Here is a 12,220-nt window from a genome sequence, read left to right on the forward strand (position 1 = left end):
AAACCGAGGCGGTATTCGCTGCGCTCAATACACCCGCCTCGGTTTTAGCGGGGGTCTCCACGGGAGGAGTCAGATGAAAAAAAATCCTTATTAATAGAGATGTCTTAAAAGCTAATAGCTGCCAACAGTAACTCTATCGATTTCATACCTGAATTCAGCAACGCTCAAGTTCTTAGCTATTCTGTTTGCCACAACAGGGTAAATAAAACCAATTAACAATAAGTCCGATCCAGAAAATTTAAGATTTAGATCGGACTTTCCGAACTCACATTCCTAAAGCTTCCACATCCCGTAATTATTAAGGGCAAATTCTAGCTGAATCATTAGTCGAGGTGCAGTAATTGGCGGTGAGCCACGATGAAAACAAAAAGGATCTTCTGCAAAGCCAAATCCTGCTCGACCACAAATATTAACTATACTTTCCAAACCGTAGTAGTCGGCAATTTTTTGATCGGATTGACTTCTAACAAGATAGTGCAACAATTTACGTTTTTTATGGCTACCCGCAACACAGCGATGAGAACCACTCAAGGAGTCTACGTCTGTCAGATAAAAGAAAAATTTGAGAGCGCGATAATCATCTAAATCATAGTGAAATCGAAGCGTTGGGATACCAATTTCTCCTTTTTGGGCATAGGCTTGTTTGCTGCCAACAAAAGTCCAGCCCATTTGACTACGAACTAAGACAGGTTCTTTTCCTAAATATTTTGTCGCAATTTCTCTCAGTTTTGGATCATTATTTAGCTTCTGCATAGCTAAACATTCAGAGTTAACTGCTAAATAGTTAGCAGTAATAATTTGATAATTATATTGCTTGGTAGCCTGATTTTTGTCACTATACTTAAATTCAAAACCACGCTTGCCATCAATGCTAATATTTGCAGTATGCGCATATTCTAAAATTTCTTTTAAGATTGACTGAGAAAGCTGCAATCCCAAATAATAGCCATCTTTTTTAATTAATTTTACCGCTATTTCCGAATCTATATCTTTGAAAATTGATGATACTTTTTTCCCATAATAATTTTGCTTTTGTGTTATGTCGCGATCGCTATATAATAATTCACCCAATTTTCGCCCCAAAGGCAATCTAGCTATAAGAAACATCAATAACCATCTATAGTTTCCCCTAACTGTTATAAAATATTGATAGTATTTTTCTAGCTTCAGCCCTATTTTTGAGCAAGTAAATCTGTAAGAAAGCTGTCTATTTAGCTCCTCTAAAATATTAATAAAATACATAAGTATGAATTGAAACTAAATTATAGTAATAAACATAAAAGACTGAGACAGTCTTTCATAAATGCTGTCTACTAATGACCAATAAATGGTACTCGGTATATACGTAAATGTAAATACTTAAAAGAGATTTTAGATCAATTAATAAAATGTAATTTAGTTGAATAAAGTAAATTTCTAAGTAAATATTATATTTATTTTATTTTTTGGCTTGATTGTAGTTATTAGCTAGTATAAGAACACTTTAACTAGGGTTTTCCAAGCCATTTTAAAATAATCATCAGTAAAATTTGCTTGACAAAATTCAAAAAAATCAAGATGATTAGAGATTGGGCATCACATAACTTGCTCGGAGCGGGTTAAACATTAAAATGTCAGGGCGAAATTAAGAAATTGACATGATTAACCTCTGGTTGATTTCTACTTTTGCTTGACTACCCTTACGGCAATCTTAGAAGAGAGAAATTTTATGACTTACGCAATTGTAGAAATAGGCGGAACGCAAATCATAGTTGAACCAGGTCGTTTTTATGACATCAATTTACTAGATGCCGAACCTGAATCGGGTTATACCATCGACAAAGTTTTATTAGTTAACAATGACAACGAAGTGAACGTGGGTCGTCCCTATGTTGAAGGTGCTACCGTGGAAGGTACGGTGATGCGTCACAGACGAGGCAAAAAAGTAATTGTCTACAAAATGCAGCCCAAAAAGAAAACTCGTAAAAAGCGTGGTCACCGCCAAGAATTGACTCGCTTAATGATCAATTCGATTAGTATAAATGGTTCAGTGGTTGCTCAAGTAGAAACAGAAACAGCAGCAGCAGCAGCAGAATAGCAAATTTTTAACTACAATCTAAATTTAGATATTACAGCAAAGGAAAAAACATGGCTCATAAGAAGGGAACGGGTAGTACACGTAACGGTCGTGATTCTAACTCTAAACGTTTGGGTGTCAAGCGTTATGGTGGTGAAGAAGTTACTGCTGGCAGCATTTTAGTTCGTCAAAGAGGAACTAGCGTATATCCAGGTAACAATGTTGGTCGGGGTAATGATGACACCTTATATGCTTTGATTCACGGCGAAGTGAAATTTGAGTATAGAACTAGAAGCCAAAAGAAAGTAAGCGTTTATCCTATCGCTCAAAGCGCAGTCTAGAATTTTTACCAGCATTAAATTTTATTTGATTTAAGATTTAAACACAAAGCACTCACCTTGGTGGGTGTTTTTTTGTGCTTTGGCTAAATTAAGTAAGACAATCAGTAAGTCTAATACTCTAATACTCTAATTAAATTGAGGATTGTACTCTTAATGTTTCAGCCACAAGATGATTTCAACCAAGATCAATCTCAAAATGCTCAAAATAATAGTTCAGATCCAAACTTGGATAACATTGATGCCAATATATCCGCAGAAAGTGTTGCTGTGCGCAAAAAACAGCTTGAGAGCATTTTTATTAAGCTAATTGTTTTTGGTTTGGCAGTGGGAGCAGTTCTAGGTATTGGTGCATATTATTTGCTCCATAAATTTGGTATGACTAAAAAACCAGATCAGCTAGAACAAGAAAAAATAATAGAGCAAAGAGAACAAAATCCTGCTAATCCCGTGCAAAAAATTCATGATTTTCCCGCATCAGATACTGATGATTATCGGTTTCGGCTCTAAGATCATGATTTGATGACATTACTGATCCCAGAGCTTAGATATTTGTCATGATATTATGACAAATATCCCTTTAGAATCCAATAAACTCGTAAAATAACCAAAGTACCTAGTAATAACTTGATCCCCAAGCAGATTTTCTTGCTATAACAGATTCAAGTGGTTAAAACCTTTCCCACACTCGTACACATCATAAAAATAATTTAAATAGACGCGGAATAATTAAGGTTAAAAGATGAAGACAAAGGAGTAAAACCTTTTACTGACTCTTATAGATGGCTGCCAGCAGCTAAACAACGTCTAATTAATCAGGGGCTGTAAGTTAATGGCAAAAGAACGACCACCACTAGAAGAAATGACTCTAAGGCAGCTAAGGAAAGTTGCCAGCGAATATAAAATATCCCGATATAGCAGAATGCGTAAGTCGCAACTGCTAACTTCTATTAGAGAAGCAATTAAAAACACAGAACAGGAAAGATTTTCTCAGGATTCATCAGATATGCAGGAGGAACAAGTGAAAGGGACGAAATTTGAAGTCGGTCAGGAAGAAGATATGATGGAAACTCTTGCTTCGGTAGACCAGGATTTAGGAGAACTTCCTGACGGTTATGGCGAAAGCCGGATCATGCTGATGCCTCGTGACCCACAGTGGGCTTATGCTTACTGGGATGTCCCTAACGATCACAAAGAAGAGTTACGTCGTCAGGGTGGACAGCAACTGGCAATTCGTATTTATGACGTTACCGACGTTGATCTTAATCATCAAGCACCTCACAGCGTTCAGGAATATCTGTGTGATGAAATGGCAAGAGAATGGTATTTACCAATTCCCGTTAGCGATCGCGATTATGTAGCAGATATTGGCTACCGTTGTGCTGATGGACGTTGGTTAGTCTTGGCTCGTTCAGCTACCGTGAGTATCCCTCCTGTCTATCCTTCCGACTGGATTGAAGATGCCTTTATCACAGTCAATTGGGAAGATGGTCTTCAGGGTAACACTCTGTATAATTTAGTTCCTCCTGCCAAGAAGCAAGCCCTGAGTGCAGAAACTACGGCTTTAGGGGGTGGAGATCGCCTTGATGATGCTGTCTTTGGTATGACTAAAGAAACTGAATCAATGCGGATGGCTGGCTCATTATTCGGCTCAATGCAGCAAACTCCCGAAGCAGCAGTAAGTTCCTATGTCTTTCCTTCAGGGGTAGGCATGTGGGCTATACCCACCGCTTCTGGTCAAAATATGTCTGGGGCTGGTTTCTCGGGAAGTTTAGCCGAGGCTCGTCCCCGTAAGTTTTGGCTCGTTGCCGATGCTGAATTGATTGTTTATGGTGCAACTGAACCTGATGCTACGGTAACAATTGGCGATCGCAAAATCCAACTCAACTCTGACGGTACATTCCGTTTCCAAATGTCTTTCCAAGATGGTGTGATTGATTATCCCATTAAGGCAGTAGCGATCGACGGAGAACAAACTCGTTCCATTCACATGAACTTTGAGCGTGAAACTCCTTCTCGCAACACCAATACTAAAGCTGAAGCCGTTGAAGAATGGTTTGCTTAATCTGTTGGGTATCTAAGCTATATCTGCAAACATAGAGAAGCCGAGGTGCAACAATTGCACCTCGGTTTTTTAGTAGTTTTTCCTCGCGGGGTGGGCGACAAAGGACTTATACTAAATCCGTTTCACATAGGTTACTTAAAAAATTGAGTAACGAGTAACAAGTATTATTTATTCTGATTTCATCACCTTTTCCAAGCGAATTTAGTATCAAAAGAAAGATAAACAGATTAATAGATAGCTTAAGACAACAGTTATTCTTCGGGATCTACTTCTTCGTCTTGGTCTAGAATATCCTCCAGTTCATCTGTTTCCTGGCGATCGTGAAATTTATCTGATTGATGAGGCATAAATCGACCAGTACTTTTAATCCATCTAAAAAGAGATTCATTTTCTCTGGGGGCAATAATCGCTGCGGGTTCACCTATCGGTTCTTGTTGTAGTGCGGGGTTGTGATATTTTTTAGCCATGATTGTTGCTTTAAGTGTTATTGAATAAATTGCTTTTTGATAAAAGGCGAAGTCATTGCCGTCAAAAGACTTCCGTAGTCGAGGTTGAAATTTACGCCTACTCCCACCTTTAAATAAGAGTTTTTGCAGTCGAGAAGCAGGTGATCGCTACTAGATCCCAGTATTTTCAGATCTTGATTTGGACTTAAACCAGATATCAGAGTGTCCTGCTTACCCAAAGCAACAATTGCTCTTCTGTGGCGATCGCGATCGCCCTTCGGATACGTTGAGCGAAAAACAGGAATATTACCGAAAGCATCCCGACCAATTTCCCCAAAGGGTAGAGAAGGCTTTACTTTCGATTCAATAACTTCGGCAATTAATTTAAAAGCATTGGTATGTAATTTGGGAATAGCTTGACCTTGAACAGTTTCACAGCCCAAGAGAATCGATTCTCCCAAGCGCAAATTATTAATTCGTCCAACGTTTTTGGTGGATTTATACCATTCATAGTTCGCCGAGTTTCCTCCAGAAATTAAGGGTAAGCTAATTTGAAATCTCTTTTCCACCGCGTCGGTTAATGCTGATAATTGGCGCATTTTTTGCTCGTCAGGCTTGATGCCTCCATAACAAGCCAAATTACAACCGAGTCCAATAATTTTGAGCTGGGGTAAGTCCAGAACTTGTTTAATGAACAGGAAAATATCATCGGGCATTATCCCTTCTCGCAAGTCACCCATTTCCACCATTAAAATTATTTGATGAATTTTATTTCGGCAAGCTGCGTAATAGTTCAGCTTTTCCAGGGTGTCCAGTTCTGTATTGAGGCTAATATCGACACTTTCAATAACCGATTCTGCTTGACTGGGGGCAGTGCGGAGTAGAACAAACTGAGCCGATATTCTCGCATTTCTCATCCTTTGAATATTTTCTAACCGAGAGTCGGCAATAAACTTGACACCTCCCCGAATCATCGCCTCGGCAATTAAGGGTTCTCCCAATACGGCTTTAGAGACACCCATTAAAGAAATTCCTTGTTGTCCGTAAAGTTCGCTGAGTGTCCGAGCATTATGCTCTATTTGAGATAGAGTAATTTCGATTCTGGGCATAAACGCATTCATATTATGACAACGTTTAACGTCTACCCTTTGGTTAATAGAGGAGGAGTCTGGGAATTTCTTTGGTTTTGCCGATCAAGAGCAGGAAAAAGATTGTATAAAGCACGAATTATTTTGGCACAGCCATAGGTCAAAACATCTGTAGTGGGTAACAAAAGACGGTCTTCATAGCTTTTAATAGTTTTCTGAACTTCTGTTTCGGTTAAATTTTCGTGACTTAAAGCGATCGCAATTACCTGAGCTTGAGAAATTGCTTTAATTAGACGAATTTCACTGACAATACTGGGCATTGGTAGCAGGGGAAAATCGCAGCGGAATTTCCTGCTTGGAGGATGTTGTAAGATAACGCCATCGGGCATACATCCTTTTAGAATGCCTACAGAACTCATAAAAGCGGGATGAGAGACGGCACTTTGCCCTTCTACTAAAATAATATCGGGATTTTCTCGTTCAAAGGCTTGAACAACGGCATTTTCTATTTCGCCAATGACAAATTGAGACACCAAAGCATCGATGGATACACCATAAGTTGCCCCTTGCATTAAGCCCGTTTGACCTGTGGCAACTAATACCGATTTGATGCCTAAATTGTTTAAGGCTTTATTTAATTCCACTGCGGTAGTCATTTTTCCGCAGGCGCAATCAGTACCTAAAACAGCAATTACTGGAACATTTACTTGGGATATTTGACCAGTAAAGACATGAAGATCTTTTAATTTAGGTGGTTTCCTAATGTCTTGAATTTTAACTCCACACCGCATGGCCATCTCGCTGAACTCAGCATCTTCAGAAAAAAACTCATGTAGACCATTAATGATATCCATTCCTTTGGTCATAGCTTCCAAAATCAAGGCTCTTTCAGCAGCCGATATAGTCGCATTTAAAGGAGCTTTGCCATAAATGTAGCAATCGGGAATGTCTAATAATCGATCTAAAGCTAACTGTAAGTTAGCAAAAATAGGAATATTGTTTTTTCGTTGATCTAATTGCTCTCCTGCATCTTCACCGGCTAAGGAACTATCGATGACGCCGACAATGCTATAAGTATCCGAGTGTCGAACTAACCCTGCTGCGGTTTTACCGTCCATTAGACCAAATTGATTTTCACAGTAAATCAAAGCTGTTTTTTTAGCGATTAACATTAAATATTATTTTCCTTGATTAATTAGTTAATTGAATAATTTCGCAACCTGAGCAAAATTATGAGTAAATGCTTAGAAAGCTGGCATTGCCTGATGACAGTAGCTACAGTGCCAGTAAATGTCTTCCGAACTTAGATGACGAAGCAAGATGTATGAGCAGCAAGGACAGACAAGTCTACCCATCACAAAGATGCTAGTTTTTGATTGAGCAAGTCGTTGAGAAGATCGATTAAATAAAACTTGCATTGTTAAAACCTAATTTTTATTAGCATTTAGCTCAGATTTTAGAATTAGGAAAAAATTGTAGCTGAATCCACAATTCTGGTCGATTTTTCAGGTTTACAAGCCAAATGTTTTTAGTTCGCTTTAAGGCGTTTAATCGTGTCTTTTCTTCTGCTTGACTGTTGAGGCAATTGGGTCGCGACAAAACAAGCCCAGCTAAGGGAAAGAAAAGACAGTCAGATAAATTGACATAAAATCTCTCTTTAATTTAGATACTGTAGAGAATTAAATTCGGAGATAAATTTATGAATTTAGTCAAGACTCCGAAAATATTTCTTAACATTGTGATCATAACCTGGAACTCTAGACAAATGAGATTGAGACACAACTCTTATTAATCATTAATATAATTTGAGCAGGTTGAGAGCGATCGCTCTTTTAGTTTAATTTAACTGTATACTTTTAAACATTAATGCTATGTAAATATAACTAGATACAAATTTATAAATTTTATCAATAAATTTCCTCCAATATTTGTTAATGATTAAATCAGCTATTGATAATTAATGAGTCAAGACTTGGAACGACAAAAAATTCAGTATCAAAATCTCAAACAGATTTTTAAAGATACTGTTCAAACCGCTAGGAAAATTCTCAGGTGCGATCGCGTTTTTATCTATGATGCTACTGATTTACCGAGGGCGAAAGTTTTAGCGGAATCAGTTGATGAAAACTGTAATTCTATCTTGGGTAAAGCGATCAACGATCCTTTTTTAACAGGAGACTATCTAGAGATGTACTGTTACGGTATGTCCTTAACTATAGACAATATTTACGCCTTAAATACTAGTAAAAGCCACTTACAAGAACTAGAAAAGTTAGGGGTTAAAAGTGTCGCGGTTGCTCCAATTCACGTTAACAACAAATTATTGGCTTTCTTGGTTGCACATCAGTGTTGGCAACATCAGCCATGGGCTGAACAAACAGCTGACTTATTGGCAGCAAAAGCAAGTGCAGCAGGAGAAGCTATGGCAAAAATCGCCCACGATCACGAATCAAACGATTTAAACCTATTCAATTCTAAAGCAGATAATCATACTCACCATAATTCCCCAGCAAATACCAGCTACGATAAAAACCGAGTTCTCCAGCAGCAAGAAAAAAATAACTATAAATTGCTTGCTGAGATTAAAAGCAAACTAACTGAACCAGCACCAAAAGATCTGCTGAAAACTATCGTCGCAGATATACGTCAGCTACTTAATTGCGATCGCGTTCTAATTTATAGTCTCAATGTTGCTAATTATGGTGTGGTAGTAGCCGAATCTGTTGCTAATGGCTGGGCTAAAGTGCTAGATCGCTCCGCAGCAAACTCTCCCTTTACTGCTCAATATTTAGAAGAGGATCGCAATGGGAAAGTCCGTGTTTGGAACAATACTCAAGAGGAAGACGCTCCTAGCTGGTATCGAGAACAGTTGGAAGCTTTGGATGTTAAAGCAGGCTTAGTAGCCCCGATTGCTCAGGAAAGTCAGCTATTTGGGCTATTGATCGCTCATCAATGTTCAGATATTCGCAGTTGGCAACAGCCAGAAATTGATTGGATTACTCAAATTGCAAATTATATAGGTAATATGCCCGAATACACAAGAATTTCTCAAAGAAATCAGCCAACACAATTAGCTGATGTTTCAGTTCCCATGCAGGTTAAACAAGAAAACGAGTGGCTCAAGCATTTTACCGATGTGCTACAACAGATTCGCCAATCTTTCAAAATTAGAGATATTCTGCAAGCAAGTGTTCGGGAAGTACATCGAATTTTAAATTGCGATCGCGTTGTCATTTACTCTCTGCATCAAAAAGTTTATGGCAAAATCGTGGCGGAATCTGTTTCTTCTGGCTGGAAAAAAACAGTAGGAATGGTCATCCAAGATCCTTGTTTTGAAGCCAAATATCTCAAAAAATATCGTGACGGTAGAGTTACGGCTTGGAACAATATTTACGAAGCAGGGATGAGCGGGTGTTATATTCAGCAACTAGAGCAGCTTGAGGTTAAAGCTAATCTGATCGTGCCTATCATGATCGAAGGTAAGCTATTTGGTTTATTGGTTGTTCATCAATGTTCTAACCCTCGTCAATGGGAGCAATCAGAAATTCTGTGGTTAACTCAAATTGCTGTGCAAATCGGTTTTGCTCTTGATAATGCCCAATTATTAGCTGATGCCCAACGCTTACGTCAGCAAGCAGAAGCAGAAAAAATGTGGACTGGGTATTTTACCGATGTGGTGCAGCAAATTCGCCAATCCCTAAAACAAGAAGATATTCTCCAAGCTAGTGTGCGAGAAGTACGGAGAATTTTAAATTGCGATCGCGTTGTGGTCTATGCTTTGGATCGAGATAGTTATGGTAAGATTGTCGCCGAATCCGTAGTTCATGGCTGGACGAGAGCGTTCGGAAGAATCATTAAAGATCCCTGTTTTGAAGCTAGATATCTTGAGCAGTATCGCGACGGGAGAGTACGCGCTTGGGATAATATTTACGCAGCAGGGATGAGCCAGTGTTACGTGGAGCAATTGGCAAAATTGGAAGTTAAGGCAAATCTAGTGACACCAATCATTCATCAAGAAAAACTATTAGGTTTGTTAGTCGCTCATCAATGTTCTGATACTCGTCAATGGCAACAGTCAGAAATTCGCTGGATGACTCAGATTGCTACCCAAGTAGGTTTAGCTCTCGACAATGCTCAACTATTAGAAAAGGTAGAACAATATACGCAAAACACTCAGGAAATTCTAAAGCGTGCAGTCAACAACAGTTCAAATATTCAACGTACAGTGGAAAATGTTACTGAGGAATTTGCAACTCTCAATAATTCTTGTCAAAATTTTGCAGAAAATATCGAGCAGATCAAAGATTTGAGTAAGCAATTAGCCCAACAGTCAATGAAGATGACTAGATCTGTAAATCTTGGTCAGATGGAAGTCAGTAATCAAGATTCTGTAGTTGAACTTGCCGATCAGATTTTTGCTCTGATGCAAGAGCTATTTGAGGCTACAGCTAAAATCGATCCCTTATTTACTAGCATAAAAACAGAAATTACTAACAAAACAGCTACTTTTGCCTCAGAAACAGAACAACTGATGAGCGGAGTTGAGGATTTTCAAACTGCTAGTCAGAAGTTAGAGCAAGTTGTCGGTTTAAATCGCGAATTGAGTAACCTAATTAGCAATATTTCTAATTCTTTGGACACTCAAATACAAGGTTCAACCTTTGCTCAAAATTCAGTTGCTGACATAACCAATATTACCCAGCGAATTGCTCAACAATCTTTAGCCATAATTACATCCTTGAGTGAATTGAAAGATGGAATCAATTAAATATTAAAACCAACTAAGCGTTCTTGTTGCTGATATATCTTATGCTGTTGCCAAATTTCCCTTGTTCTAAAATGCCGATCGCGTCACAATAGAAGAAAGTATTTATACTCAGATATTTTTGATATTTTTATGGTCAATTGTTTAAAATCCGCAGCATGTTAGCACAACCAGAAACTATTCAAGCAGATTCTTGTAGCCTCGATTGCGATCTGGTAATTGTCGGCGGAGGGATTGTGGGAACGACTTTAGCAGCAGCACTCAAAGATTCTGGCTTAAAAATTATTTTGATCGAGGCTAGATCACCAGAAGTTACAGCTCAGAAGACTCAAGCTTACGCTTTTTCTCCCTTATCGAGTCGTATTTACGAAGGGATTGGCATTTGGCAAGATATATTTCCGCATATTGGCAAATATCAGCATATTAGTCTGAGTGATGCCGATTACTCGCAAAAAGTAAGTTTTGAAACTCAAGATTTACCTGGAGAACATTTGGGTTATGTGGCGCAACACAATGTAGTTATTACAGCGCTACATAAATATTTGGCTGATTGTCCTAACCTTACTTGGCTTTGCCCAGCAGAGGTAGCTAACGTCAAGACAGATAAGAGTATTTCAAAGGTTGAAGTTAAGGTGAACGGCGAAAAACGCCTAATTAAAACCAAGTTAGTGGTAGGTGCAGACGGAGCGCGATCGCATATCCGTAGTTTGGCAGGCATTAAAACTCGCGGTTGGAAATACTGGCAATCCTGTGTCGCTTTTACCATTAAACATACTGCCCCTGAAAATAATACCGCCTTTGAACGTTTTTGGCCCAGTGGCCCGATGGGAGTGTTGCCCTTGCCAGGAAACCGCTGCCAGATTGTCTGGACAAACCCCCATGCTGATGCTCAGGCTTTAGCCGAATTAGATGAGTCAGCTTTTTTGGCTAAACTCCAAACCTATACCGGTAGTGTGTTAGGCGAGTTAGAATTAGTGAGTCAGCGGCAAGTGTTTCCCGTGCAGCTAATGCAGTGCGATCGCTATATTAAGTCTCGCTTGGCTCTGATTGGCGATGCTGCTCACTGTTGTCATCCCGTTGGTGGACAGGGTTTAAATATGGGTATTCGCGATGCTGCTAGTTTGGCGCAGATCTTACAAGCCGCTCATCAGCAAACACAAGATATTGGTACAGTTAAAGTTCTCAAACGCTATGAAAACTGGCGCAAGCTGGAGAATTTAGCAATTTTAGGTTTTACAGATTTATTAGATCGATTGTTTTCCAATAACTGGCTGCCAGTGGTGATGGTGCGTCGTTTAGGACTCTGGATGATGAGCTATCTTAAGCCCCTGAGAATTTTTGCCTTAAGACTGATGACAGGATTATTAGGTAGAAAGCCAAAGTTGGCAATGAGCAATGAGCAATGAGCAATGAGCAATGAGCAATGAGCAATGAGCAATGAGCAATGAGCAATGAGCAATGA

At 39.0% G+C, this 12,220-nt stretch carries 11 protein-coding genes; 6 read left to right on the plus strand and 5 right to left on the minus strand.

Annotated elements, in window-relative coordinates:
* Positions 1-273: 273 nt before the first annotated feature.
* On the minus strand, positions 274-1,107 hold the full coding sequence (locus C7B62_RS20915) for a hypothetical protein (RefSeq protein ID WP_146132158.1): 834 nt from the start codon (positions 1,105-1,107) through the stop codon (positions 274-276).
* A gap of 601 nt (positions 1,108-1,708) precedes the next feature.
* On the opposite strand from C7B62_RS20915, the gene rplU reads away from it, so the two are divergent.
* The 4 genes from rplU (at position 1,709) to C7B62_RS20935 (ending at position 4,459) form a co-directional block, all read left to right on the plus strand.
* Positions 1,709-2,077, plus strand: a complete 369-nt coding sequence (gene rplU / locus C7B62_RS20920) for a 50S ribosomal protein L21 (protein WP_106241826.1) — start codon at positions 1,709-1,711, stop codon at positions 2,075-2,077.
* Between the two features lie 50 nt (positions 2,078-2,127).
* Positions 2,128-2,397: a 50S ribosomal protein L27 gene (gene rpmA / locus C7B62_RS20925; RefSeq protein ID WP_106241830.1), complete on the plus strand. Its 270-nt coding sequence runs from the start codon at positions 2,128-2,130 to the stop codon at positions 2,395-2,397.
* Positions 2,398-2,550: 153 nt separating this feature from the next.
* On the plus strand, positions 2,551-2,904 hold the full coding sequence (locus C7B62_RS20930; protein ID WP_106241833.1) for a hypothetical protein: 354 nt from the start codon (positions 2,551-2,553) through the stop codon (positions 2,902-2,904).
* Positions 2,905-3,226: 322 nt separating this feature from the next.
* Positions 3,227-4,459: a DUF4912 domain-containing protein gene (locus tag C7B62_RS20935; RefSeq protein WP_106241839.1), complete on the plus strand. Its 1,233-nt coding sequence runs from the start codon at positions 3,227-3,229 to the stop codon at positions 4,457-4,459.
* Between the two features lie 251 nt (positions 4,460-4,710).
* Here C7B62_RS20935 and C7B62_RS20940 read toward each other — a convergent pair whose 3' ends face one another.
* The 4 genes from C7B62_RS20940 to C7B62_RS26315 form a co-directional block, all read right to left on the minus strand.
* On the minus strand, positions 4,711-4,926 hold the full coding sequence (locus tag C7B62_RS20940) for a DUF3134 family protein (RefSeq protein ID WP_199194304.1): 216 nt from the start codon (positions 4,924-4,926) through the stop codon (positions 4,711-4,713).
* Between the two features lie 17 nt (positions 4,927-4,943).
* Positions 4,944-6,026: an alanine/ornithine racemase family PLP-dependent enzyme gene (locus tag C7B62_RS20945; protein ID WP_106241846.1), complete on the minus strand. Its 1,083-nt coding sequence runs from the start codon at positions 6,024-6,026 to the stop codon at positions 4,944-4,946.
* Positions 6,027-6,046: 20 nt separating this feature from the next.
* Positions 6,047-7,165 carry a DUF1611 domain-containing protein gene (locus tag C7B62_RS20950; protein ID WP_106241850.1) on the minus strand — a complete coding sequence of 373 codons (1,119 nt, stop codon included), beginning with the start codon at positions 7,163-7,165 and terminating at the stop codon, positions 6,047-6,049.
* A gap of 72 nt (positions 7,166-7,237) precedes the next feature.
* Complete coding sequence (locus C7B62_RS26315; protein ID WP_199194306.1) at positions 7,238-7,411, minus strand: hypothetical protein; 174 nt, start codon at positions 7,409-7,411, stop codon at positions 7,238-7,240.
* 542 nt (positions 7,412-7,953) lie between these two features.
* Between C7B62_RS26315 and C7B62_RS20955 the strand changes: the two genes are divergently transcribed.
* Positions 7,954-10,761, plus strand: a complete 2,808-nt coding sequence (locus C7B62_RS20955) for a GAF domain-containing protein (protein WP_106241853.1) — start codon at positions 7,954-7,956, stop codon at positions 10,759-10,761.
* Between the two features lie 155 nt (positions 10,762-10,916).
* Positions 10,917-12,164 carry an FAD-dependent hydroxylase gene (locus C7B62_RS20960; RefSeq protein ID WP_106241856.1) on the plus strand — a complete coding sequence of 416 codons (1,248 nt, stop codon included), beginning with the start codon at positions 10,917-10,919 and terminating at the stop codon, positions 12,162-12,164.
* The last annotated feature ends 56 nt before the right edge of the window (positions 12,165-12,220 follow it).

Source organism: Pleurocapsa sp. CCALA 161 (assembly GCF_003003995.1).
Classification (GTDB): Bacteria; Cyanobacteriota; Cyanobacteriia; order Cyanobacteriales; family Xenococcaceae; genus Waterburya.

Bases quoted from the DNA above. Each gene is read 5' to 3' on its own strand.
- C7B62_RS20955 (WP_106241853.1), top strand. From the start codon at position 7,954: ATGAGTCAAGACTTGGAACGACAAAAAATTCAGTATCAAAATCTCAAA.
- C7B62_RS20945 (WP_106241846.1), bottom strand. From the start codon at position 6,026: ATGAATGCGTTTATGCCCAGAATCGAAATTACTCTATCTCAAATAGAG.
- C7B62_RS20915 (WP_146132158.1), bottom strand. From the start codon at position 1,107: ATGTTTCTTATAGCTAGATTGCCTTTGGGGCGAAAATTGGGTGAATTA.
- C7B62_RS20930 (WP_106241833.1), top strand. From the start codon at position 2,551: ATGTTTCAGCCACAAGATGATTTCAACCAAGATCAATCTCAAAATGCT.
- C7B62_RS20940 (WP_199194304.1), bottom strand. From the start codon at position 4,926: ATGGCTAAAAAATATCACAACCCCGCACTACAACAAGAACCGATAGGT.
- C7B62_RS26315 (WP_199194306.1), bottom strand. From the start codon at position 7,411: ATGCAAGTTTTATTTAATCGATCTTCTCAACGACTTGCTCAATCAAAA.
- C7B62_RS20950 (WP_106241850.1), bottom strand. From the start codon at position 7,165: ATGTTAATCGCTAAAAAAACAGCTTTGATTTACTGTGAAAATCAATTT.
- C7B62_RS20935 (WP_106241839.1), top strand. From the start codon at position 3,227: ATGGCAAAAGAACGACCACCACTAGAAGAAATGACTCTAAGGCAGCTA.
- rpmA (WP_106241830.1), top strand. From the start codon at position 2,128: ATGGCTCATAAGAAGGGAACGGGTAGTACACGTAACGGTCGTGATTCT.
- rplU (WP_106241826.1), top strand. From the start codon at position 1,709: ATGACTTACGCAATTGTAGAAATAGGCGGAACGCAAATCATAGTTGAA.
- C7B62_RS20960 (WP_106241856.1), top strand. From the start codon at position 10,917: ATGTTAGCACAACCAGAAACTATTCAAGCAGATTCTTGTAGCCTCGAT.